Below are 24,553 nucleotides of genomic sequence, written 5' to 3'. Positions count from 1 at the left end.
GGGGCGGGAGGCCAAACAATTGGACGAAGAGGGGTCAAGCAGGGGCCTGATCCTGAGTCTGTTGTTTGACCACTGCCTCCTCCTTCACCCCGAGCAGACGGCCCGCTTAAAAAACCAACTGCCCGCGTATACCGTCGGCAGCCTGCAAAGGAAATCACAGATGGACGTGCTGCTGGCCTTTATCAAAAGGGCATTGGAACACCCCGACCCCGCCGGGATGCTCAACAGTTTGACCCAAATGATAGGGGACGTGTTTAAACTGATGCCTTCCGAAAAGCACCTTTCCGGCAGGGATTTGGGGCGGATGGAAACAATCCCTTCACTAAAGTATAGGGCTGCCGGATGACCGCTTGAAAGCGGTCTGGGCGAATGTTAAAAACTTGATGATCGAGTTTTTATGCCTTACCCTTCCGTTTTCAGAAGCTTCACCAGGCTGGATACCGCTGCCAGCCGCACTTCATGTGCGGGAACGCGATTAAAAAAACCGCCACGATAGCGACTCATCACTACATTTTTCAATGTCGCACAAATGACGGCGTAACATCAATAAATACTACAAAATAAAGCCGCCCACTCGATATGAGACAGCAATATGAATTCCAGCTATAAAACTATCATTGACAATAAGAACATTTTCAAAATAGGTAAATCTCCCTTAAAGGCGAATTCGTCCATAGAAGTGTACGGATATAATAATACGGTAGAGATTGGCGACAATGTCAAAGGGACTATTTTGATTAACATTATCGGTAATGATAGCAAGGTGCTTATCGAAGATGATGTCAATATCATGGGATCACTAAATATAGTTGCCCGTCGCGGGAAAAGCACGGTAGTGATCGGCAAAGGAAGCTCCTTTATGGGCTTAGTCCGTTTATTCAATCATGAACCAAGCTCTATTAAAATAGGCGCAGATTGCATGTTTGCTGGCGATATTCTTATGACAACTAGCGATATGCACCCAATATATGATGCCGATAATATCCGCATTAATCCACCCTCCCCTATTGCCATAGGCGAGCATGTTTGGGTCGGAGTAGGCGTAAAACTGCTCAAAGGCGTGTCTATTGGCAGCGGTTCGATTGTCGGAATGGCATCTTTGGTGACAAAGGGTACTTATCCTGAAAAATGCATTATTGTAGGCAGCCCTGCAAAAATAGTTAAGGAAAATGTTCGTTGGGACAGAAATTTCCCTCCCTTGCCGTAACTGGCAAACTACAGCATTATACTTTAGTGTGTCGATACGATAACTAAACTTCATGAAATCCTACTTAGACTTGCTCGACAAGATTATCCGCGAAGGCCACGCCAAAAGCGACCGTACCGGCACAGGTACGCTGTCTATCTTTGGCCATCAACTGCGTTTTAATTTGCAGGACGGCTTTCCGCTGGTGACCACCAAAAAAATCCACGTCAAATCCATTATCCACGAGTTGCTCTGGTTCCTGCGGGGCGACACCAATATTGCCTATTTGCATGACCATAAGGTCAGCATCTGGGATGAATGGGCGGATGCCGAGGGCGAATTGGGGCCGGTGTACGGTAAGCAATGGCGGTCTTGGCCGACCCCCGACGGGCGTACCGTCGACCAGCTCAGCCAAGTGTTGGCGCAACTGCAAGACACCCCTAATAGCCGCCGGATTATCGTTTCGGCTTGGAATGTCGCCGATTTACCGGATGAGCGCGTCAGCCCCCTAGCAAACGTCGCTCAAGGCAAAATGGCCTTGGCTCCCTGCCATGCCTTATTCCAATTTTATGTCGCCGATGGACGGCTCTCCTGCCAGCTTTACCAACGCAGTTGCGACACTTTTTTAGGCCTGCCGTTTAATATCGCCAGTTATGCCCTGCTCACCCACATCATTGCCCAACAAGCCGGTCTGGAAGTCGGCGAGTTCATTTGGACGGGCGGTGACGTACATTTGTACCGTAACCATTTAGAGCAGGCGCGGCTGCAATTAAGCCGCCAGCCCCTCCCGTTGCCGCAACTGCGCATCAACCGCCGCCCCGACTCGTTGTTTGCTTACGGCTATGATGATTTTGAGCTGTGCGGCTACCAATCCCACGCAGCCATTAAGGCAGCGATTGCCATTTAGGCCCAGCAATTTTCACGCTTATTTTTGCCAAATAAACTGACCGGTCGGCGGCCTTTTTAAGCAAAAATAGCCGAATTAACGCACGGCGTATGTCGATAGCAAAATCGGTTCCATAAATAGTAAATAATAACCATAAATGACGTGTCATATTTGGTTTTACACGATGTTTTATGGCACACTACTACTTTTGCAAGTAGTTGGCAGTATACTTATGGATGGCTATAAAATTGAGCTCTATTGTGTAGACATAATGATCATGTTGGTTGACGATCAGGCCATCGTCGGGAAGCTTGTCCAAAATATGCTCGCCGAACACACCGACATCAGCTTCCATTATTGCCATAACCCCGCGCTAGCCATTGAAGAGGCGGAAAATATCAAACCGACCGTCATTTTACTGGATTTGATTATGCCTAAGCTTAACGGCTTGGAATTACTGAAACAAATCCGCAAAAACCCCACTACCCAAGACATTCCAGTTATCATGTTATCCACTGAAGATGACCCGGCCACCAAGGTGAAGGCGTTCGAGTGGGGGGCTAACGATTATCTGGTGAAATTGCCCGATAAAATCGAACTGATCGCCCGGCTGCGCTACCATTCCAAATCCCACATCCATAAGCTCCAGCGTGACCGGATGTTTGAGGCGTTGCAAAAAGCCCAAGCCGAGCTGGAAAAACAAAATATCGAATTGTTGCGGCTGAGCCAGCTTGACGGCATGACCGAAATCGCCAACCGCCGTTATTTTGACGAATGTATCCTCATCGAAATGAAACGCGCCGTGCGTAACCAGCAGGCACTGTCGGTGGTGATGATTGATATTGACCACTTTAAACTTTATAACGACACTTACGGGCATTTGCAAGGTGACGATTGCCTAAGAAAGATTGCCCATATCCTTAAAGGGCAAAAACGCCGACCCGCTGATTTTGTTGCCCGTTATGGTGGCGAAGAGTTTGTCTTATTGCTGCCCGAAACCGAACCGGCAGGCGGTGCAATCATTGCCGAAAAAATCCGCACCGCCATTGCCGCCGAGCAAATCCCGCACCTAGGCTCATTGACGGCCAGCCATGTCACCGCTAGCTTGGGCGTAGCCGGAGGACTTCCCAACAATGCCGACACGCCGGAAAAGTGGCTGCATGAAGCCGATGCCATGCTTTATAAAGCCAAAGCACAAGGCCGTAACCAAGTGCAATATATCGCCTTATCTTCAGGTTAAGCGCAGTGCTGACTCAATTCAAACAATTATTGACCCACTATACTGGCCTGGCCCTGAGCGAGACCGATCACGATAAGGCCTATAAGTTCTTGCAAAGCCGTTTGGCGGAGCTAAAAACACCTGACTTGGCCGGATATGTCCAGCAATTAACCGCCAACAGCTTACGCGCAGATCAAGAATGGCAGTTGGTCGTCCAAGCCCTGACTGTCCCGGAAAGCTTTTTCCTGCGTGACAAAGGGCAGATGCACATCCTGCAACAACATATTTTGCCGGAGCTGATCCAGCGCAACCGCCACCAACGCCAATTGCGGATTTGGAGCGCGGGTTGCTCGACGGGCGAAGAGCCGTATTCGCTGGCGATGCTGGTGCAAAAGCTCTTGCCTGATGCGCATGAATGGGATGTGCTGATTTTAGGCTCCGACATTAACGATAAAGTGTTGGCGAAAGCCCGTGCCGGCCTGTATTCCCGCTGGTCGTTACGCGATGTCGGGCCGGAAGTTTTGGCGTACTTCCAGCCCGCCCAGCAAGGCCTGTTGGCATTGGATCCGGATTTACGCGAAAAAGTCACTTTCCGCCGCGTCAATCTGTTACAGACGCCGTTTCCTGATTTGGAAATCAATAAAATCGATCTGATTTTATGCCGCAATGTGTTCATTTATTTTGATCAAGCGGCAATTGCCGCTGTCGTGGAAAAATTTGTCCAGACCCTCAACCCCGAAGGCTTTTTATTGACCGGGCATGGCGAGTTATATCAGCAACCGCTGTACGGCCTGCAAACCCGGCTGTATTTGGAATCGGTGGTGTATCAGCGCAGTGCCCAAAGCAGTTCCCGTTCCCCCGCCGTCTTACCCGACTTGCCGCGCCCTGCGGCAGTGCCGACCCTAACGGCCCCGGACATTGCGAAAGCCCGTATCGCCGCCCTTGACCAGGCGTACCAAGCGGGCGATTATGCACAAGTCTTAGCTATCGCCCAAACGCTATTATCGCAACAGAATGATTTTGATGCCCATTATTGGTCTGCCAAAGCCTTTGCCAGCCTAGGCCAATATCCCGCCGCCGAAGCCCGTTTACATGCGGCCTTAGCTTTAAATAAACGTTCCGCCGCCTGTTATTATCTGCTCGCACATATCCGTGAAGCGCAGGGCGACAGTCAGCAAGCAACGGAATTACTGAATAAAGCGATTATTGCCGATGAACAATTCATCCCCGCCTATTTGGAACTGGCAGCCCTTTATGAATACGATGAACCCTTAAAATGCCAACAAATGCGCGGGCAAGCCTTAAACCTGTTGCAAAAATTGCCGCCTAAACAGTATTTGGAGGAGTTTGCCGCCCATGCCCAAGACCTTATCCTGCACTTGCAGTAGGCGCCGCCCATGACAGCCCATTTGCCGACTCCGCTGATTGATCCGTTGCTGCCCTATTTTGTGTTTGCCTTAAACGGCTATTTTTACGCAGTGCCTGCCCCTATCGTCCAAGAAATTGTCTATTTGCCGGAATTGACCTTATTGGCTACCGCTGCCGCCGATGTGGTCGGGGTCTTTGATCTGCGCGGCAACTTAGTGCCGGTTTTGGATGTGCGCCTACGTTTCCGGCAAACTTGCCCGCCCTATCAGGCCAGTGACGGCATTGTTATCCTGCATCTGGCCGGACAAACCTTTGGCGTGATTGTCAATGAGGTGTACGATGTCTGCATTGCCGATTCGGTGCATGACAACCCCTTGCTATACTCGGCCCGTATTAATGCCGAACTGGACGAGCCGCTGTTAATCGGCAGCCTGAAAAAAGCCGACAGAATCATTACCCTGATGAATGTCGAGGCCTTATTACAGCAGGCAACGTTTACCGTACCCGAAGAGGCGGGCAGCTACAGTGACTTTTATGCGCGGGCTAATCCTGATGACCGTGTCGTGTTTGCCTTACGCGCAGAAAAATTAAAATGGCAGGAAACCCGCGAAGATGCCAGTACCTATCTGGCCTTAGCGGTGATCATCCTCAATGAGGAATATTTCGGTATTGATCTGGCGGGAGTGCGCGAATTTGCCAATATTGGTGATATTGTGCCTATCCCCTGCACCCCGGCGCATATTTTGGGCTGCATTAACTTGCGCGGTGCTGTCCTGACCTTAATCGAAATGCGCCAAGCTATCCATTTGCCGCCCAAACCCGTGCAGGCTGACAGCAAGGCGGTGGTCATCAACGCTGCCGATGACTTTCCTGTCGCCATCATGGTCGATGGGGTACGCGAGGTCATTTATGTCGACCCGCAAAAAATAACCCCCGTACCGACGGCGGTGGCTTCGGTCAGCGGTGGTTTTCTGACTGGAGAAATGCCCTACCAAGATAAGTTACTGACTCTGATAGACCTGAACCTGATTCTGGAAAAAGGAGAGTTAGTGGTGGAAGAAGAAGTTTGAGAGCCTTTGAGAGAATCCCCCTATGCGCATTGCCAAACATAAATTAACCCATAATCTGCTGGTTTTATTCCTGCTCACTTCCGTCGTGCCCATCAGTTTGATTGGCTTTGGAGGTTATCAGTTTGGTAAAGATGCTTTAAAAAGCCAGTTTCTAAACGATTTTACCGCCATTGCCCAAGCTAAATCCCAGACGATCCACCAATATCTGGATGCCGAAGCCATGCGCATCACCGATTTTGCCGGCGATGACTTGCTTTATCACTTATTGGAACAACAGGCAGCCGGAACGGCCATTTCTGCACAACAATGGCAGGGGTTTATCAAAACCAAAACTACCATGACGAAAATCGGTGCCGAGCAGGGTGGTGAGACCGTCGTGATGGATGCCCAAGGCAAGGTAGTGGCATCCACTGACGCGCAAGCCATAGGCCGGGACGAATCCGCCAATGACCTGTTTACCGCCGCGCCAGACGGCTTATATTTTAAAGATGTCTATTATCATACCGCCAGCAAACAATACGCCTTGGCGGTATCCGCCCCTATCCGCCACCGCGAGAGTGGGCGGTTGTTGGGGGTCATTGCCAACCGCCTCAATTTGGCAGCTTTAAATGCCGTCACCACCAACCGCCAAGGCTTACGCGAGACGGGAGAGGCTTATCTCATCAATAAAAACGGCTATATGATCACCCCATCGCGCTTTATCGCCAATGCCGTCCTCAAGCAAAAAGTCGATACCCAACCCGTGCGTTTGTTCCAAAACCAACAGCAAAACATGGCCGGGCTCTATCCCGATTACCGCAATATGCCGATAGTCGGCGCGTCCGAAGGGCTGTTGCTCAACAAAGACTATGGCTTAGGCTGGCTGCTGCTGGTGGAGATTGACGAGCCGGAAGCCAACGCCGAAATCACCCAATTACGCAATTGGGTGTTATTGTTCGGGTTAGTGACCGGCCTGATTGCAGCGGTGACCGGCTTGCTGTATGGCCGTCGCCTCAGCCGCCCGATCAGCGGCGCGGCCACAGAAATTTTTACCACCTCTAGTGAACTGTCCATCACCACCGACGAGCATGAACGCACAGCCGCGCAACAGGCCGTCGCCGTTAATGAGACCAGTGCCACCATGAACGAATTGGGGCGCTCCGCACAACAATCCATCCTTCAAGCCGATGCCGCCAACCAGGACGCGCAACGGGTGGTCGGCCAAGCGCGGCAAGGGGCGCAGGCCATGCAGGAAATGCTCTTCAGCATGGATTTGCTTAAAGGCAAGGTAGAAACCATCGGTGTCCAGATTGTCCGCCTGAGCGAGCAGACCGGACAAATCGGCCATATTACCGATGCCGTTAAGGATATTGCCAACCAGACCAACTTATTGGCGCTCAATGCCGCTGTGGAGGCGACCCGCGCCGGCGAACACGGCAAAGGCTTTACCGTCGTGTCGCAAGAAATCCGCAAACTGGCCGAGCAAAGCAAAAAATCCGCCGAACATATCAGCAACTTATTAGAAAACATCCAAAAAGTCACCAACACGACGGTGCTGGCCGCCGAGGCAGGCACGCAAACCGCCCAACATAACAGCCAACAGGCAGACATCGCCAAACGCAGTTATGATGACTTGTCCGCCGCCGTCAATAATATCGCCGATGTCTTGCAGCAAATTTCCCTAACCGCCAAACAGCAAGCCAACGCCACCAACCAAGTGGTCGAAGCCATGAATATGCTCAACACCGGAGCAAAAGAGACCGCCAACGGCATTTCCCAAAGCAAACTGGCGATTCAGAATTTGAACAACGCCGCCGGACAACTGCAAGATATGATTTAACCTTATGATCGATGATCCCGACCTGCGGCAAATGTTTAAGGCAGAATGCGAAGAGCGTCTGCACAATTTGGAGCAGCACTTATTGCATTTGGAAAAACAGCCGGCCCTGACCGCCTCTATGGACGAGGTGTTCCGCGAAGCGCATAGCCTGAAAGGCTTGGCGCGGATGCTGGGGGTCAGTAATATGGAAAAAGTTGCGCATCATTTTGAAACCGTCTTAAAAGCCTCGCAGCACACGGGCCAACCTTTAGAAGTAGGGGTCATTGAGCGGCTCTATCATGGTGTTGACGATTTGCGGGGGTTGGCGGAAGCCGCCCTTACCGATATCCCCTATAATAAGGACATAGCGCTTATTTTTGCAGAATTGGCCGGAACTGCCGCCCGCGCCAGCGGCCCGTTACCCGTCAATCAGCCGGAACCAGGCGAAGAGGTACTGACGGAATCTACCGAAGCCTATACCTCCGGCGGGCATACCAGTAAGATTGACACCATACGGGTCGGTACCCAACAGCTGGACAGCCTGATGACCCATGTCAGTGAGCTGACCGTCAATAAAAACCGCTTAGCGCAACGCCTTCACGATGTGAACGACATTATCTTTCTTTGGGATGAATGGAAACAACAACACTACCCTACTAACAGCCCAGATCTGGCCGCTATTGAAACCCGCCTGCAAACCTTGCGCAGCCAACTGCATGAGGACAGTAACCGTTTTGATTATTTAAACACCGAAATCGGTTTCGGTATCCGCTCCATCCGCCTGCTGCCGTTCTCGACCACGTTCAACCTGTTTCCGCGCATGGTGCGCGACATTGCCAAACAACAACATAAGCAAGTGAATTTGCTGATTGAAGGCGATGACACGGTAGCCGATAAACGGGTCATTGAAGAAATTAAAGACCCCTTAATACACCTGCTCCGCAACGCTATCGACCATGCCATTGAAAGCCCACAGCAGCGCCAAGCGCAAGGCAAACCCACTGTCGGTACGATACGCCTGAGCGCACGCCAAACCCCCTCGACCATTGTCATTGTCGTCAAAGATGACGGCGCAGGGCTTGATGTCGCAAAAATCAAGGCCCGCGCCTTACAGCATAAGCTCTATTCGGCGGATGAACTGGCGGCAATGAGCGATAGGCAAATCCAAGATTTGATCTTTAGCCAAGGCCTGTCCACAACCGACCAAATCAATGACATTTCAGGACGCGGCTTAGGGATGGCGATTGTCCGCAGCAAAGTCGAGCAACTCAAAGGCCATATTGAAATCGATTCCAGCCCAGGCCAAGGCACCAGTATCCACATCGTTTTGCCGATCACCCTAGCCACTACAAAAGTGATCTTGGTCGAGCAACAAAAACACTACTACGCCCTGCCGATGGAAGCCATTGAACTGATCCGCAGCGTCAGCGCCGAGCAACTGTTTAATATCGACGGCTACCAAACTTTGTTACAGGAAAACCAAGCCGTTTCGGTGGCACATTTAAGCGACCTGCTGGAATTGCCCGATGTGCCCACCAAAAAACAGTATGGGTTAGCGGTGATTATCGCCGTAAAATACGGACGGATAGCCGTGTTGGTCGATAGATTGTTGGACGAACAGGAGATTCTCCTCAAGCCTTTAGGCGGGCTGTTAAAGCGGGTGCGCAATATCAGCGGCGTGACCGTCTTAGGCAACGGCGAGGTCTGCATTGTCTTAAACCCTTATGACTTGGTCAGAACCGCCTACGGTAAAAAAACCGCCATTACCATCAAAGCCGACCCTGCCCCACCCGCCCAACAAACCGTCAAACCGCATATTTTATACGCTGAGGACTCCATTACCGCGCGTACCCAAATTAAGCGGGTCTTGGAAAAAGCCGGTTATGCCGTCACAGCGGCGGTGGACGGGCGTGATGCCTACGAAAAATTAGTGGGCAATACGTTTACCGCCGTGGTCAGCGATGTCACTATGCCCAATATGGACGGCCTTGCCCTCACCGAAAAAATCCGTAGCCAAACACGGTATAAAAATTTACCGATTATTTTGCTCAGCGCAATGGATAAGCCCAATGATCGGCAACGCGCCTTGGAATTGGGCGTGAACGCCTATTTAAGCAAAGGTGCGTTCGACCACCGCCTATTGCTGGACACCTTAAAAACCCTTATTTAGCCAGGAGTGCTGACATTGATCCGTGTGTTTTTAGTCACTGATGATCCTTTTCTGTTGACAACCTTGAAAAGCGCCTTAAACCTAGCCACAGGTTTAGGGCTGGCCGGCACCGCCAGCACCGCGCCACAAGCTTTGACAGAAATCAGTCTGCTTAAGCCGGATGTCGTGGTGAGCGACGCACAATTAATAGGGGCGTTAAGACTAACCCAACAATTGATGGATCAATGCCCCACCCCTATCTTGATCATGAGCGCCGCAACGCCGGACAGCCAAGCCCTAAGCAACGCGCAGTTAGCGGCGGGAGCCATTGAAGCCTTGCCCGCCGCTACCTTAAGCACCGACCCGGAAGCGGGCCAACTGCTGGCCCGCAAACTGAAAGTCTTAGCCGGGGTCAGCGTGTTCAGGCGCAAAGCCCAGCCACAAACAGCAAGGCCTGCTTTAGCCGCCCAGCATGTTAGTGCTACCCCCCGACAAAAAATCTTGATGATTGGCGCGTCGACTGGTGGCCCGCAAGCCCTTGAGGCAGTGCTGGCGAAACTGCCCGCCCATTATCCATTGCCCATCGTGTGTATCCAACATATCAGCAAAGGCTTTTTAGATCCCTTCCTGCTCTGGTTAGGCGGCAAAGTGAAGCTGAAAGTCAGTGTTGCCGCCGTTGGCGAATCTCCTGAACCCGGACGAATTTATTTCGCGCCCGACCATGCCAATCTCGAACTGGATGGCTATGGCCGCTTTGCCTACAGCCACGCCCCCGAATACTTGCACTACCCCTCGGTGGATGTCGCTTTCCATTCTATTGCCAAACACTATGGCAGCTTGTGCATTGCCGTGTTATTGACTGGCATGGGCGATGATGGCGCGGGTGGCCTGAAAGCCATCGCCCAAGCGGGCGGCCAGACCATCGTCCAAGACGAAGCCAGTTGTGTGGTGTTTGGGATGCCCAAAGCCGCCATTGATAACGGCGCAGCGCAAAAAGTCCTTAACTTGGAACAAATTGCCGAGCTGTTATGCCAGGCGGTTTAACCCAAAGCCAAAGCCATCCACGCCGCTCCCTGAGCGAAGCCGAAGGGAACGGGGGGCTGCGCTAGAGTTAAAACACGCCTACCTAGCCGGGAGAAAATTGACATCCGCACCGTCCTGTTTTACAGTTTGCCCCCATTAGGTGGGCGTTAACCCGCGCAGGCCCGGCGCATAAACACGCACAGCCCGCCTGAGCCTTGGAAAAAATTATAATTACAAGAGAGGAGTACACATCATGGCTAGACCATTAATACAACTGGCGTTAGACTCGCTGGATTTTGACCAAACCCTCAGCTTAGCCGAACAGGCCGGGCCGTATATTGATATTTTTGAAATCGGCACCCCCTGCATCAAGCATAACGGCGTGGACATGGTTAAGGCGTTGCGGGCTAAATTCCCCGACAAATTGATCTTAGTGGATTTAAAGACGATGGACGCGGGCGAATACGAAGCCACACCGTTTTATGCCGCCGGGGCCGACATTTGTACCGTGCTGGGCGTATCGGGCATGGCAACCATCGCCGGGGTCATTAACGCCGCCAAAGCCCACCGGGCCGAAGCGCAAATCGACTTAATCAACGTCCCCGACAAAGTGGCCTGTGCACAAGCCGCCGCCGAACTGGGCGCGAATATCATCGGTGTCCATACCGGACTCGATGCCCAAGCCGCCGGACAAACCCCGTTTGCCGACTTACAAGCCATTACCGCCTTGGGCTTAAAAGTCCGCGTTTCCGTTGCGGGCGGCATTAAAGCCAGCACCGTCAAACAAGTGGTGGAAGCCGGCGCGGATATTATCGTCGTCGGCGCGGCGATTTACGGCGCGGCCTCCCCCGCCGAAGCCGCCAAACAAATCCGCGACATTGCCGACGGCAAATCCACCCATCAGCAAATGGTCATTAACAAAATCGGTGCCATCCTGAGCGCCACCGACCAAGCGAATGCCATCCGCCTGACCCGGCTGTTGGATAAAGCCAAACGTGTGTTCTTGTGCGGGGCGGGACGTTCGGGCCTGATCGCCAAATTCTTCGCCATGCGCCTGATGCACAGCGGCTACACCGTCAGCGTCGTCGGTGAAATCGTCACCCCCAGCATTAAACGCGGCGACTTGCTGATTATCATCTCCGGCTCCGGCGAAACCGAACAATTGATCGCCTTCACTAAACGCGCCGTGGAACTGCGGGCGGACATTTTGCTGATCACCACCAAAGCCAGCTCAACCATTGGCGATATGGCCGACGATGTGTTCCAAATCGGTGTGCCTGAGCAATACAGCAAAGTTTATGGTATGCCGATGGGCACGGTGTTCGAACTGTCCACTTTGTTCTTCTTAGAATCGTATATCGCGCATTTGATTCATGAGAAGGGTATAGCGGAAGAAGAAATGCGCTACCGCCACGCGAATTTGGAATAAGCGGCTGATTGGTTAGTGCTTGTCTGAAAACACCCCGTTTAGGGGTGTTTTTGTTGGTGATGGGCGGGATTTTTCTTTGGCTGGCATATTAGGCTCGGCAATACGACCCAAGCTCAACCGCCACCAACCAAAACAGCTAGGTTTGCCCTCACTCATTTTCCCTCAATGATTGTCGAAGTCATTGTATGGCGCAGCCAAGGCAATAGCCACATACATTTCCAGTAGTGCTTGGCGAAATGGATTACTTTCTTCAATTACGCGGATATTCATGGTGCGCAGCTGTGCTTTAGCATCAGTGAAGGCCAACGCAAAATCTGGATCTTGAAGTAAATCTTTCCGGGAGCCTTGGGGTTTGTAGGTTGCTTGTGGAACTTTACAGGCCTCACGCGCTAGGCGAAAAGCAAAGGCTGCGCTGTTGTGAGAAGAACCCGAACGACAGTGTTGCTGTAGCCGCTTGCGAATACTGTTCGTGCGTCCGACATAAAGATGTTGCTCACCATTGGAAAAAAGATAAATACCCGCTTTCGGCAGAACCTTCGGAAGCGATGTAAATTGAAACGGCACACTACAGAGAAGCGCTTCAAATGAAGGATGCAGAAATTCGATGTGCTGGTGAAATTGTTCGTTCATCGTAAGGCCTAACATAGAGCTAACTGGGCGCAGCACGGAATTATAACCGCGCTCCGGTTGAACGCCGTGTTAGGCGACAACATAGTGAAAGACAGCCAAAGTGATTTTGATTGCGGGGACGCTTTACTCATAGGGGGTTCCATCTTTACGGGTGAATTTCCATTTGCCATCTACAAGTACAGCCTTGAGATCATCATCTGGATAACTACCTTCATCCCCCGGCGATCTGTCGCCGACTTCGAGGTACACGACTTCTTCGGAAGTGTCATTTATCAGGCGATGCCCGTTGCCTGTGCCAGCCTTGAAGCCTGCACACATTCCAGGGCCGAGCTTGCTGTAACCTTCATCGGTGTGCAGCGTGGGGTATCCTTGAAGTATGTAAACGAACTCGTCTTGTTTGCTGTGGGCGTGACGCAGAGCCGAAACTGAATTTTGGGCTAAGCGCGTGAGATTCACGCCAAAATTTGCGAGACCGAAAATCTCACCAAGCTGGCTCTTCGTTCGGCCCAACATCCGTGCGGCAAACGGATCGGGATATACAGACGGCTTGTTTCTCGGAGGTACTTGAGCCGCGATTACGGCGACTGGCGTTTTCTTTTCTGACATGAAGCCTCGCGATAGACGTTACTGAGGGCTAAGGTACGGTACACTTGTTGGGCATTTATTGTGGGACATGTTAACCTGAAGCGTAAAAACCCGCCACACCGCAATGCCGTACAACGACTAAAACAACCAACATCACCAGACCGATAGCTCCTGACAACACACAGCACTAATCCGACACACCTCAACCCAAAACGACAGCGATGGTCGAGGTACGCTGGAACAGCGTGGTAGGCTCGAAGCTCGTATAGGATGTGCCGACGAAGGGTGCACATCATTCATGATGCGTTGCTGCCCTAAGCTCTATCTGCATTTCTGTGTCAGGATTTCCGAAGAAACGTGAAGTACCATCTTCTTTAGTGAAAAGTGCCCAAGCTTGTGCGCCACCTGGCTCAAAAAATACATACATCCCGTTCCCTGGACAATTATGTGGTTCACAAATTTCGTAAAACTCGTATTTTTTTCTCCCAACCATTCGCATTTCGCCAGGATGTTCGACACCATTACGATTCCTAACATACTCATTAAGCCAAGGTTCAATATTATATTGACCATTAAATAGTGCATTAAATGAAATTTTGTAGGAAGCTTTATGCAACAGTGTACTAAGGTATGTCAAACCTGGAAGATTATCTAAAACTACCGACGCTTGGTTTTCTTTAGATACATATGTAAACTCTAGTGTATCTTGAGTCAAACGACCCGTTGGAACGCAACCTACAGTGTAAATTTCACGCTGACCAGTGAGAACAATATATGTTTCGGTTAGAGCACGGCCTTCAACTCGGTACTCCAACGGAGCATCACAATACTTTGAAAATACTCTAGCTATACCAGTGTAACGATTATCTTGACGCATCCCGTTAAAAAGGACAGTTCCTCTTTGAACTCCAGAGAAATTAATTTTAGGTGCAGGAATTTCATATTCAAATACTCGAACATGATCTGAAGCTCGGAGCCGCATTAATGAGCCATTATGATTCCAAAATGAATCTGCCATTGCGTATGATGTAAAAATATCTATTCCAAAAATAGCAATAACCAAAATTTTCTTTTTTAATCCAGCTTCGCACTTCAGGAATCGGTAATTACTAAATTTCATGCAAAATTGCATCAACTTATTCCTCAATAATTGCCCAACGTAATGTAGACAGCCTAATTGACGCAAGATATTGCGCCATCCGTTTGTCTATAGTTTTTTAAATATGTAAAATTTCTTTTCTTTTATAAGTTTGGCAGAATTTAGCACATCCTATAACTTATGCAATACCCGTCAGCTAATTTAGCCGCCTATAAACTTAAACTGTTAGATCAAATCAGGGGAAAAATCCATTTTAAGTATTACAAGTACCCGCACAGGACGGCTTACATAGATTGGATTAGGTGGTTTATCCTGCATTTTGGCAAGCGGCATCAGTGTGAAATGGGGGTGGCTGATGTTGAACAATTTTTGCCGCGTTTGGCAGTGGCGGGCAAAGTGTCGGCCTCAAGCCAGAACCGGGCGTGTCTGACGGTGATGTGCTTTTTGTATAAGGAGGTTTGTCTACTGGACTGATTTGGCCGGATAATGCGGAGTTGGCAAAAACAGGTCTGTGGTAATGGGTCGCTAGCCCTAGCTATTTTTCCGCGCCTATCGGGAACACCGCAGACAGATTAACCACCCAGTTTTTTCTCATAAAACAACGCTTGCCCCATGGCAGGATTCAGCTCGTACCCGGCAAAACCAAACCACCGATAAGCGGCTTGGGCGGGGGTATTGCCTGCCAAGACTTCTAAGGTCAGCTTGCAGCAGCCTAGGCTAAGGGCGATGTTTTCGGCGTGGGCGAGCAGTTGCTTGGCAATGCCGCGCCCACGGTAAGGGGCGGCTACCATTAAGTCGTGGATATTCAATAACGGTTTGCAGGCAAAGGTTGAGAAGCCTTCAAAACACACCGCCAAACCTACGGGTTGGTCTGCGTCCCAAGCCAACACGACATAAACACCCGGACGTTTTTGCAACTCGGCAATTAAGTTGGCTTGGGTAAACACGGACAAGGCTGCGCCGCCGCCCATGGGGTCTTGGGCATAATCATTTAACAAGCGGATAATGGCTTGGGCATGGTCGGGGGCGGATAGGTCTGCTAATACGGTTGTGGTCATGGGCTTTGCCTGCGGGATGGTAAACAAGGCGGGGGTTAAGGCTTAACTGCCTTAGGAACGTGCATAAAATTAAGTCGGCATTCCATTACGTCTCAGCGTGTTAAACCCCACCCCAGCCCTCCCCTTCGCAGGGGAGGAAGCGAACGGCTTTCCCGTTATACAGGCGAAAGTTAGGGGAAAAAGCCCCTACGCCTTAGGCGGCACATACCCGGCGGGCATGTCATTATGGCCTTCAAACAAAAACTTCGCGCGTTCTTCGGCCAGATAAGCGCGGGCTTTTGGGTCAAAACTAGCCAGTTTGTTTTCGTTAATCAGCATGGTTTGTCTGCTTAACCACGCTTGCCAGGCGGATTTGGAGATTTTTTCATAGATTTCTTGGCCTTTTTCGCCGGGAAAAGGTGGTGAGTCTAAGCCTTCGGCTTCTTCACCCAGTTTTACGCAGTGTATTAATCTCGTCATAGTGATTCCTAGTAGTCTGTATTAAATTGTTGCAGTAAAGTTTTGATCGGAGCGGGCAGACCCAAGCCGCTGATTTGTGCGCTGTTATACCAGAGCGCTTGTTCCGCTTCCATCACATTATTTGTAGGGTTTTCGATCTGCACCAGCAACGGCGTGTAATCCAGATGGTAATGGGAGAAGGTGTGGCGTTTGCTGGCTAAGCTATGGCGTTGCTTGATAAGCAAGTTTCGGCTTAAGCACCAGTCTTCGGCGGCATTAAGGGCGGCAAATTCCGGCAGGCTCCATAAGCCGCCCCAGATGCCGGTGGGCGGCCTTTTTTCTAAATAGATACGCTGGTCGGGGGTATAGAGCAGCAGCAAAAAACAGGCTTTAATCGGCAAGGTTTTCGGCGGTTTCCGGCTGGGGTAAGCGGATACGTTACCTTGGCGATAGGCTTGGCAATCGGCGCTGACCGGACAGGCTAAGCATAAAGGTTTGCTGCGGGTGCACAGCGTCGCCCCTAAATCCATAATCGCTTGGGTGTACTCGGCCGCCCTGACGCTAGGGGTCAGTTCGGCGCTGAGCGCCCATAGGGATTTGCTGACTTGGCTTTGGCCGGGCCAACCGCCAATGGCGTTCAGGCGGGTCAGTACCCGCTTGACGTTGCCGTCCAGGATCGGGTGGCTATTGTTAAAGGCGATGCTTAAAATCGCCCCGGCGGTGGATTGGCCGATGCCGGGCAAAGCCATTAGCCCTTCTAGGGTGTCAGGAAAGCCGCCCAATTCAGCAATGCGTTGGGCGGCTTTATGCAGGTTACGCGCCCGCGCGTAATAGCCTAAACCCGCCCAATGCCGCAATACTTCATCTATAGGGGCCGCCGCCAAGGCTTCGACGGTCGGGAAGCTCTCGGTAAAAGCCTGAAAATACGGGATGACGGTGGCGACTTGGGTTTGTTGCAGCATGGTTTCCGACAGCCAAACCCGATAAGGGCTAATGGCTTGTTGCCAAGGCAGGTTTTTCCGGCCATGCTGGTCAAACCACGCCAACAGACGCTCTTGGAAGCTAGCCGGATCAAGGCGCGGGCGAGGCATGGTTGGGTCAGACAAGCCGTTCATGCGCGGGTTGCTAAAAAAGTATTCATTAAGGCCAGTTTATCGAATATCATGGCGGGGAACTTGGTATATTATAAGAGGTGAAAAAATGTTGATTTTAGCTAAAGCGGCAGGGATTGCCATATTAGTCTGGTTTTATCTGACCGCAAAGGAAAAAGGCCAGCCCGCTTTCCAATGGGCGATAATTGGCGTGATCGGTTACTGGGTGGCTTGGTGGGCGTTCAAATTGACCGCACTGGCACCGTTGGCGGCGCTGTTTACCAAAAGCCCGACCATGATTTTCCTGGTCACGCAAATCCCTGCTTTGTGCGGCATGGCGGCGGCGTATTTTATCAGAAAGAAATTGCTCGCGGATGTGGCGGCAAAATCGGAGTGATTCGCCGAGTTTGTCGGCAAGAGCCAAAAAATAACTTTTTTGGCTCTTTTTTAACGTAATATCCGGCCTTGTCCCCTTTTGCCGTACCGCCCACCTATCTTGTTACCCGATGCCTGATTATTCCAATTCCCACGGTTTACTCGCCTTATCCTTACGCACCTTAAAGAAACTGCTTAGCAAGCCGCTCCAAGCCATGTATTTTCACGCGCGTGAGTCGATAGGCGAGCCTAAGCGGGCGATTGTGGTTGCGCAAGTGGAACAGGCTTGTGGCAGTTTGCAAGACACCCGGGATGCCTTTGCCGATGCGCTGGAGCGTTTTAACAGCTTGGTGGCGGTGCAAGATACGGCATTAGAACATAAATACCAGTTGCTGAATCGGCAATATCAGTTATGCCGCGCCAAAGCCGAGGCGGTCAGCCAACGTATCCGAAGCATTGAAGAAGTAACTGAGGCCTTGTTTACGGAATGGGAACGTGAGTTGGGCGAGTATAGCAACAGAGCCTTGCGCAACCATAGCAAACAGCAATTAAAGCAAGCCAGACAGCAGTATGCGCGGCTGATTAAGGCCATGCACAAGGCGGAAGGTAAAATTCAGCCAGTATTGGCGGCGTTTAAGGATCAGGTGCTGTATCTTAAGCATAACCTCAATGCGCGGGCGATTGCCGCCTTACAGCATGAATTTCTTGACATCGGCATGGATATCGCCCAATTGCTGTTGGCAATGGAGCAGATCATCGCCGAAGCCAACGAATTTGTCAGTGTGCTGTCCTTGCAAAATGCTCCGGGGCAAAAAGCCTTGCCTAGGCAACGGCTTTAGGTGGGTTGGGCATTGGGGGAGTAAAAGCCCAACGCGGCGGGCTACCCTCAAAAGGGTGGCGCAAACGGGTTTGCCCCACCCCCTGCTGCATTAACATCAAGTTTTTTTAAAGCTTGTACAGCACATCATTGGCCTTGTCTTTGGCATCTTCTTTTTTGGGGGATTTGCGGTTATCCTGATCGATTCTTTCGCGGCCGAATTTAGTGATCATTTCGCCCCAGCTAGAATACTGGTCATAGCCTTTATAGTTGGCATTTTTCCGCTCTTGATAAACTTGTTTGCCGATTTCTATAATTTCTTGGGGGCTTTTGCCGCCGACAATATCCAAGAATTGTTTGTCGTCTTTATTGGCATCACGGATAGTCCAAAACGACACTTCAAATTCGATACGGTTTTCCTGGGGCAAGCGCTCTTTTAAGGATCTGACTGAACGGTAAGCGGTTTTCATGTTCTGCCCGTTGATTTCTTGGCTTTTGCCACAGGCGATAAGGGCGGTGCAGCTTAATAAGATAAGCAAAATGGGAAGTTTTTTCATAAAGAAGTCCTCAATGTTTATAACGGCTTTGTTGTTATTTTTAGCGGATGGGATTTTATAGTCAGAGTCGTTGTTATATACGCCAGATTACAGAAAGCAATGCCGAAGGCAAGATTAGCCGCGCGATTTTTTCGTGCTTGCCGCCAAGGCTTCATCCTGACGGCATTCGCCCCCTGCCTAAACGGGCAGTAACGGGCTGGGCAGACGGCAAAAAATTAATATAATTCAATGCTATTGATGCTTCGGTATCGCCTAAACAAAGTAAAATGGTCAGTTATTATAACCCTGAGCTAAACAACTATGCTGGAATTTATCCAATTATTAAAACAGCGTTATCAAGCCATAGTCGCGCAAACGGGCAAAGCCGCCACCTTGGATTATCAGCAGCGCATTGACCAACTGACGTTGGCGGAAGCCTTTGTCCGCAAAGGCTTATGGTTGGCGGCGAAAGAGCCGCAGGTCTTACAGGTGGCGGTCATCGGCCCTACACAAGCGGGCAAAAGCTCACTGGTTAACGCTTTGCTGGGCAGTCCGGCGGCGGGGGTGAGTCCGCTGGCCGGTTATACTGTGCATCCGCAGGGCTTTTGCCACGCCGTAAAACAGAGCGACTGCCAAGGTTTGCAGCGTTATTTCGGGCGCTTCCAATGCCTGTCGCCCGAACAGCTCAGTAAGCACCGCTACGATTGCTATTCGGTCAGTGACACCAATAGCCGTTCGGCGTATTTACCGCCTTGTATAGTATGGGATACGCCGGACTTTGATTCAATAGATTCCCAAACTTACCGCGAAGGGGTCATCCGAAGCATTGCCTTAGCGGACGTACTGGTGTTGGTGGTCAGTAAAGAAAAATACGCCGACCAATCGGTTTGGGAGATGATGGCCGAATTGGCGGCACTGAACCAACCGACGTTGATTTGCCTGAACAAATTGGCCGAAGGCTCGGAAGCGTTGTTAATCCCGTCCTTAAAAGACAAGTGGCAGCAAGCCCGCCGCGACCCTTGCCCCGACATCATCCCCCTGTATTATCAAAAAGCCCTGGGTGGCCCGCAGTGGCCTGACAGCCAAGCCGGGCGCATTAAGCAGTTGGCGAAAAAAGCCAACCCCGCTCAACATGCGCGGTTTGAGCAAGCCTTTTTACAACAGCACTGGCAATCCTGGCTGGAGCCGGTGCGTGCCGAGCACCAACTAGTCGGCGATTGGCAAGCGTTACTGGATGAGGTGCTAAAACAAGCCTTAAGCCACTATCAGCGCGATTATCTGAACCATCCACACCATTACGAAACTTTCCAACAAGCGATGGCGGAGTTGCTGACTTTATTGGAAATGCCCGGCTTGGCGGGGATTATGACCGGGGCGCGGAAAATCCTGACCTGGCCGATGCGGCAAATGCTCAAGCTCGGCGGCAAGCGCCTGCATATCACCGACAGCAGCCAAGAAGTCAAACTGTTAAACCAATTGGCCGAACACGCCCTCATCCAATTGGCCGACCGTTTGCTGGATAAGCAGGAGCAACACCAGCAACAAGACTGGTGGCAGGGCTTAAGCTCGTCGCTACGCCGCCAGCGTCCAGAAATTTTGCAGCATTTTGCGGTGGCGGTCAAAAATTATCATTTGGAATTCCAGCAAGACGTGGAAGCCAGCGCCCAGCGTTTATATCATAAACTCCAAGAACAGCCGATGGTGTTAAATAGCCTCCGCGCCACCCGCGTCACCGCCGACGCGGCGATGATCGCGCTGACCTTACACACGGGCGGCATTGGTGTGCATGATCTGGTGATCGCCCCCGCCATGCTTTCCGTCACCTCCTTGCTGGCGGAAAGCGCCATCGGCGGCTATATGCACAAAGTCGAAGCGCACCTTAAACAACAGCAATTGAACGCCGTCGATTTGAACTTGTTTAGCGGTGCGTTAGGCAATACCCTGAAAGCCTTGCCCGCACAACTGGCCGGCAACAGTCACTTTAATATCTCGCCCGAACAGTTAGGGGCAATGGAACAGCAATTGACAGAGAAACGCCATGGCTTACGATTACTCTGAAGTAGTAGCAAACGCCCAACAGTGGGCCGAACAGGCGCTTGGGGCCGGCTGGATTAGCGCCGAGGCTGCCGCTCAGTTGAAAGAGTTGGAAACCAAATCCCCCGACAGCCTATTCAGCCCCCAGGAAGCCCGACCCTTGATCGTCGCCTTTATGGGCGGCAGCGGGGTCGGCAAAAGCACCTTGCTGAACCGCTTGGCGGGCAAGCCGATTGCGCGGGTCGGGGTTGAACGCCCGACTTCGCGGGAAGTCACCCTTTTCCACCATCACAGCGTCGCCATCCAAAACCTGCCCGAACAGCTGCCGATTACCCATATCAAAATCGCTCAGCACGATGAAGAGGCGAAAAAGCAGATTATCTGGATCGACATGCCGGATTTTGACAGCACCGAACAAGGCAACAAGCAACTGGTGCTGCAATGGTTGCCGCATATCGACGTATTGGTCTATGTGGTCAGCCCCGAACGTTACCGCGACGAAAAAGCGTGGCGGCTGTTACTGACCGAAGGGGCCAAACATGCGTGGCTGTTTGTGCTCAACCAATGGGATAGGGGCCAGCCCGAACAATACGAGGATTTTAAGCAACAACTGCACAAAGCAGGCTTTTTTGAGCCGATTATTTTTAAGACCATCTGTGCCGACGACTGGCAAACCGATGAATTCGCGCAACTGGAAGCGACTATCATGGCCTTGGCGCAAGGCCATACCGTGCAACAACTCCAACAGCGCGGGCAAGCCCTGCGTAAACGCGCCCTGCAACAGCAATTACAGGACATCCGCGCCAGCTTGGTCGGCCAAGCCCCGGTCAGCAAACTCCCCAGCTTATGGCAATACCATTGGCAACAGGCCGTCACCGTCTTGGGACAAGGTTTTGTCTGGCCGATCAAAAACGCCGCCACCTATTATGGCGAACATGCCGCCGATTTGCTCGGCAACCCGTCGAATGGACGCGTCGCGTTGTGGGATGAGTGGGCGCAAACCCGTTTTGACGATGCGTTAGATTTATTCGTCTTAGATGCCGCCCAACAGGGCTTGCCCGTGTTGCCGTTAAAAAACGCCCTGGCGGAACTGCGCGGCAAAGCCGCGAAAATACTACAAGGGCAAACCGAACTGGCGGTGCGGCAAGCCTTAGCCCGCCCGGGTAGCCATTTGCACCGGAGTTTGTTAAAAGTTATCCGCTTACTGGAAATAACCCTGCCGTTGGCGGCGATGTCTTGGGTCGGCTATCAGGTCTTTCTGGGCTTTTACCAAAGCAACCAGACCAGTAGCCACTACCTAGGCGTAGACTTTGCCATCCATAGCAGCTTACTGATCGCCATCACTTGGCTGGTGCCGTTCTTCATCCTGAAAAAAGCCCAGCCATCCTTACGCAAAAGTGCCCTAAAAGGCTTAAACACGGGCGTTAAGCAAGCGTTTGGCTTATTGGATGACGCGATACAAGAAACTATCGCCGACTTTAGCCAAACCCACGCCGGACAACTTGAGCAATTGGCGGCGCTGATCGGGCAATGCGAATGCCCCGATGTGGAAACCCGCTTAGTGGTCGATAATGACAGCCCTTTAGCGCGGATGTTAATCGGTTGAGGGGCAAGAGGCCACCCTATTATCTTGCACCAACAGCCAAGGTTTAACCACCACCACCCAAACCAAGGCATTCGCCTCCAGCCATTGCAGGGCTTGCGGATCCGACACCAAACCGATTTGCTTGGCGCTGAGCCACGCTTGCACTTGGGTTTTGTTGTCGGCGGCAAATTGATAGGCAACGTCGATCAAATCCAACTCAGGACCCACGTTAACCGCCAAGCCTTGGGCAAAAAAGCGCTGCAATTCGCTCCAGGCGATTTGGGAAGTTTCCAGATGGATTTTTTCTTTTAACGTCGTGTCGATAATTTCTTGCATAGTCGAGTTACAATGGGCACTTGTTGTTAATGGATAGGCGGTTATTTTATCTGTTATCAGCAGCTAGTCCATAAACCCTATTGTTAAGAGGAGCCAGTATGTCGTTATTATCGTCGTTTACGAAAAAATCCAAACTCTCTGCCACTATTAAACAAACCCAGCAGGCACGGAAAAGCGAAGGCAACGCCGCCGACCAATTGTTTAAAAGTGCTTATGCCGGTTACGCCGAGGTCTTGCTGGATGACCCTATCCGCGCCGATGCCTTATATAATTGGGGGTTTGCCTTATTGCACCAAGCCAAAACCAAGGAAGGCGCCCAAGCTGAAGCTATTTATCAGGATGCCATTAACAAGTTCACTTTTTGTTTGCTGATTAACCCAGATTATTTGGGGTCGGCAATTAACGGTGGGGTGGCGTATATGGATTTGGCCCGCTTGAAAGGGGTTGTGCCGGATGATGAGTTATACACCCAGGCACAAAAGCACTTTGAAGCCGCCAATAGAATCCAGACCGGCACCGCCTCGTATAATCTGGCCTGTATCTATGCCTTGCGCGGCGATTCGCAAGCCTGTCTGCAAGCCTTTGAGCTTTCGAAAGAGCGCGGTAGTCTGCCCGATGCCAGCGACATAATGCAAGACCCTGATTTGGCGACCGTTAAGGAAGCGGATTGGTTTCTGGCTTTTATCGAACCTTTGTTACCGAAGGAAGAACCGGTTGCCGTTGAAGAGGCTGTTGCCGTTGAAGAGGCTGTTGCCGTAGCAGAAGAACCCGCAGCCGTTGAAGAGCCTGTTGCCGTAGCGGAAGAACCCGCAGCCGTTGAAGAGGCTGTTGCCGTAGCGGAAGAACCCGCAGCCGTTGAAGAGGTTGTTGCCGAAGCGGAAGAACCCGCGGCGGTTGAAGAAGTCGCCGCCGAAGTGGAAGAGCCCGCAGCGGTTGAAGAGGCTGCCGCCGAAGTTGAAGAGCCAGCGGAAGAGGAGTTTGCTGAAGTTCGGGAGCCGATTGCGGAAACCGATGTTATCATCGTTGCCGAAACCGACGGGGTAGCCGATGCAGAGGAAACCATCGTTGCCGAACCTGGCGTAAGCTATCAGGCGCATAAAAACCGTAAAAAGAAGTAAGCCCTCTCTTATCGGCCTACGCTTAGGCACAATAACGGACGGGGCGATAAACACCCCGTCCGTAGCCCTTAGGAACATCCATAAAAACACCGTAAGGCAGCTGCCTCTTTGATAGGGTCTTTCGACCCTCCCCTCCCTCCGAACCGTGCGTGCGGTTCTCCCGCACACGGCTCTCCAGTCGGCAGTTGCCTCTTCGGGACGGGACTGGTGAACGACTTCCATACTGGTGAGCCCATCGTTCCGCGTTACCGCGTTGCCCGCAAATCCGACCCCGCCCCATGGCCTTAGGCTGGCTTGGATTGTTCCAGATTCTTGCGGCAGTTTACCGGAGGTTTGCCGCATGACTTGGCCATGGCTGCGTCATCAGATTTCCACCTTCCTGCCCCCCTTCCCTATGGGCGGTTTTGCTAACCGCCTTTTACCATCGTCCCCACCCTGAGTTTAGGCTCGTCTTCGTCTTCTCCGTTACCGGCAGGTTTCCCGCCGGTGCCACAATATCCTTGCCTTGCCTTGGGTTTCACCGATTTACGGTACTATGAGGGCTCTGACTCCTGCCACCGTCACCCCGACGGCAGTGAAATGGTCTACTCAACACCCACCGACTAGGTCGGTGGGTTAGTGATATAACGACTGAAAGTCGGGATACACGTCGCCTTAACGACGTGTTTAGGGCTCAATATCAAAGCCTTTAATTGTTCCAGGCTCAAAATGATGAGCGAGATA

Annotated in this window: 24 protein-coding genes; 16 read left to right on the top strand and 8 right to left on the bottom strand. The window is 51.5% G+C overall.

What is annotated here, in order from left to right:
• From AADEFJLK_RS25290 to hxlAB, 10 genes are all read left to right on the top strand, one after another.
• A partial coding sequence (locus AADEFJLK_RS25290) for a hypothetical protein (RefSeq protein WP_211299302.1) occupies positions 1-346 on the top strand: 346 nt, incomplete at its 5' end.
• A 246-nt stretch (positions 347-592) separates the two neighbouring features.
• Positions 593-1,207, top strand: a complete 615-nt coding sequence (locus tag AADEFJLK_RS21650; RefSeq protein ID WP_103975735.1) for an acyltransferase — start codon at positions 593-595, stop codon at positions 1,205-1,207.
• Between the two features lie 52 nt (positions 1,208-1,259).
• Positions 1,260-2,093, top strand: a complete 834-nt coding sequence (gene thyA / locus AADEFJLK_RS21645; protein ID WP_103975734.1) for a thymidylate synthase — start codon at positions 1,260-1,262, stop codon at positions 2,091-2,093.
• A 250-nt stretch (positions 2,094-2,343) separates the two neighbouring features.
• Positions 2,344-3,312: a diguanylate cyclase gene (locus tag AADEFJLK_RS21640; protein ID WP_088621697.1), complete on the top strand. Its 969-nt coding sequence runs from the start codon at positions 2,344-2,346 to the stop codon at positions 3,310-3,312.
• Positions 3,313-3,317: 5 nt separating this feature from the next.
• Positions 3,318-4,679 carry a CheR family methyltransferase gene (locus AADEFJLK_RS21635; RefSeq protein WP_103975733.1) on the top strand — a complete coding sequence of 454 codons (1,362 nt, stop codon included), beginning with the start codon at positions 3,318-3,320 and terminating at the stop codon, positions 4,677-4,679.
• A 9-nt stretch (positions 4,680-4,688) separates the two neighbouring features.
• Positions 4,689-5,729: a chemotaxis protein CheW gene (locus tag AADEFJLK_RS21630; RefSeq protein WP_088620856.1), complete on the top strand. Its 1,041-nt coding sequence runs from the start codon at positions 4,689-4,691 to the stop codon at positions 5,727-5,729.
• 22 nt (positions 5,730-5,751) lie between these two features.
• Entirely contained in the window at positions 5,752-7,548 is a 1,797-nt protein-coding gene (locus AADEFJLK_RS21625) for a methyl-accepting chemotaxis protein (protein ID WP_088620855.1), read from the top strand.
• Positions 7,549-7,552: 4 nt separating this feature from the next.
• The gene (locus tag AADEFJLK_RS21620; RefSeq protein ID WP_103975732.1) at positions 7,553-9,697 is read left to right on the top strand and encodes a hybrid sensor histidine kinase/response regulator; all 2,145 of its coding nucleotides are present in this window, start codon (positions 7,553-7,555) and stop codon (positions 9,695-9,697) included.
• 24 nt (positions 9,698-9,721) lie between these two features.
• Complete coding sequence (locus tag AADEFJLK_RS21615; RefSeq protein ID WP_249028114.1) at positions 9,722-10,720, top strand: chemotaxis protein CheB; 999 nt, start codon at positions 9,722-9,724, stop codon at positions 10,718-10,720.
• Positions 10,721-10,952: 232 nt separating this feature from the next.
• Entirely contained in the window at positions 10,953-12,128 is a 1,176-nt protein-coding gene (gene hxlAB, locus AADEFJLK_RS21610) for a bifunctional 3-hexulose-6-phosphate synthase/6-phospho-3-hexuloisomerase (RefSeq protein ID WP_103975730.1), read from the top strand.
• A 162-nt stretch (positions 12,129-12,290) separates the two neighbouring features.
• On the opposite strand, the gene AADEFJLK_RS21605 is transcribed toward hxlAB, so the two are convergent.
• The 3 genes from AADEFJLK_RS21605 to AADEFJLK_RS24770 form a co-directional block, all read right to left on the bottom strand.
• A complete protein-coding gene (locus AADEFJLK_RS21605) occupies positions 12,291-12,758 on the bottom strand; it encodes a GIY-YIG nuclease family protein (RefSeq protein ID WP_170065208.1) in 468 nt (155 codons plus the stop codon).
• A 123-nt stretch (positions 12,759-12,881) separates the two neighbouring features.
• Complete coding sequence (locus AADEFJLK_RS21600) at positions 12,882-13,364, bottom strand: cupin domain-containing protein (protein WP_103975728.1); 483 nt, start codon at positions 13,362-13,364, stop codon at positions 12,882-12,884.
• Positions 13,365-13,635: 271 nt separating this feature from the next.
• Complete coding sequence (locus AADEFJLK_RS24770) at positions 13,636-14,475, bottom strand: Ivy family c-type lysozyme inhibitor (RefSeq protein WP_211299301.1); 840 nt, start codon at positions 14,473-14,475, stop codon at positions 13,636-13,638.
• A 147-nt stretch (positions 14,476-14,622) separates the two neighbouring features.
• Here AADEFJLK_RS24770 and AADEFJLK_RS21590 point away from each other — a divergent pair, with 147 nt between their 5' ends.
• On the top strand, positions 14,623-14,916 hold the full coding sequence (locus tag AADEFJLK_RS21590; RefSeq protein WP_103975727.1) for a site-specific integrase: 294 nt from the start codon (positions 14,623-14,625) through the stop codon (positions 14,914-14,916).
• Positions 14,917-15,014: 98 nt separating this feature from the next.
• Here the strand turns inward: AADEFJLK_RS21590 and AADEFJLK_RS21585 are convergent, their stop codons facing one another.
• From AADEFJLK_RS21585 to mutY, 3 genes are all read right to left on the bottom strand, one after another.
• The gene (locus tag AADEFJLK_RS21585; protein ID WP_103975726.1) at positions 15,015-15,500 is read right to left on the bottom strand and encodes a GNAT family N-acetyltransferase; all 486 of its coding nucleotides are present in this window, start codon (positions 15,498-15,500) and stop codon (positions 15,015-15,017) included.
• A gap of 186 nt (positions 15,501-15,686) precedes the next feature.
• Positions 15,687-15,959, bottom strand: a complete 273-nt coding sequence (locus AADEFJLK_RS21580) for an oxidative damage protection protein (protein ID WP_088618346.1) — start codon at positions 15,957-15,959, stop codon at positions 15,687-15,689.
• Between the two features lie 8 nt (positions 15,960-15,967).
• A complete protein-coding gene (gene mutY, locus AADEFJLK_RS21575; RefSeq protein WP_249028113.1) occupies positions 15,968-17,053 on the bottom strand; it encodes an A/G-specific adenine glycosylase in 1,086 nt (361 codons plus the stop codon).
• Positions 17,054-17,138: 85 nt separating this feature from the next.
• Between mutY and AADEFJLK_RS21570 the strand changes: the two genes are divergently transcribed.
• Both AADEFJLK_RS21570 and AADEFJLK_RS21565 read left to right on the top strand, forming a co-directional pair.
• Entirely contained in the window at positions 17,139-17,426 is a 288-nt protein-coding gene (locus AADEFJLK_RS21570) for a hypothetical protein (RefSeq protein ID WP_088618345.1), read from the top strand.
• 109 nt (positions 17,427-17,535) lie between these two features.
• Entirely contained in the window at positions 17,536-18,243 is a 708-nt protein-coding gene (locus tag AADEFJLK_RS21565; protein ID WP_103975725.1) for a DUF2959 domain-containing protein, read from the top strand.
• A 106-nt stretch (positions 18,244-18,349) separates the two neighbouring features.
• On the opposite strand, the gene AADEFJLK_RS21560 is transcribed toward AADEFJLK_RS21565, so the two are convergent.
• Positions 18,350-18,778: a hypothetical protein gene (locus AADEFJLK_RS21560; RefSeq protein WP_088618343.1), complete on the bottom strand. Its 429-nt coding sequence runs from the start codon at positions 18,776-18,778 to the stop codon at positions 18,350-18,352.
• Positions 18,779-19,078: 300 nt separating this feature from the next.
• Between AADEFJLK_RS21560 and AADEFJLK_RS21555 the strand changes: the two genes are divergently transcribed.
• Both AADEFJLK_RS21555 and AADEFJLK_RS21550 read left to right on the top strand, forming a co-directional pair.
• On the top strand, positions 19,079-20,815 hold the full coding sequence (locus AADEFJLK_RS21555) for a GTPase domain-containing protein (RefSeq protein WP_103975724.1): 1,737 nt from the start codon (positions 19,079-19,081) through the stop codon (positions 20,813-20,815).
• Positions 20,796-22,397 (top strand): GTPase, encoded by a 1,602-nt coding sequence (locus AADEFJLK_RS21550; protein WP_103975723.1) that lies wholly within the window; start codon positions 20,796-20,798, stop codon positions 22,395-22,397. Before AADEFJLK_RS21555 ends, AADEFJLK_RS21550 begins: the two co-directional genes overlap by 20 nt.
• On the opposite strand, the gene AADEFJLK_RS21545 is transcribed toward AADEFJLK_RS21550, so the two are convergent.
• Positions 22,386-22,712 carry a DUF2288 domain-containing protein gene (locus AADEFJLK_RS21545; RefSeq protein ID WP_103975722.1) on the bottom strand — a complete coding sequence of 109 codons (327 nt, stop codon included), beginning with the start codon at positions 22,710-22,712 and terminating at the stop codon, positions 22,386-22,388. The genes AADEFJLK_RS21550 and AADEFJLK_RS21545 overlap by 12 nt on opposite strands.
• Positions 22,713-22,810: 98 nt before the next feature.
• On the opposite strand from AADEFJLK_RS21545, the gene AADEFJLK_RS21540 reads away from it, so the two are divergent.
• A complete protein-coding gene (locus AADEFJLK_RS21540) occupies positions 22,811-23,830 on the top strand; it encodes a TPR end-of-group domain-containing protein (RefSeq protein WP_103975721.1) in 1,020 nt (339 codons plus the stop codon).
• The last annotated feature ends 723 nt before the right edge of the window (positions 23,831-24,553 follow it).

This window comes from Methylovulum psychrotolerans (assembly GCF_002923755.1).
GTDB classification, from domain to species: Bacteria; Pseudomonadota; Gammaproteobacteria; order Methylococcales; family Methylomonadaceae; genus Methylovulum; species Methylovulum psychrotolerans.
Note: the sequence above shows the minus strand (reverse complement) of the source record. Positions and strands in the feature narration are given on the sequence as shown.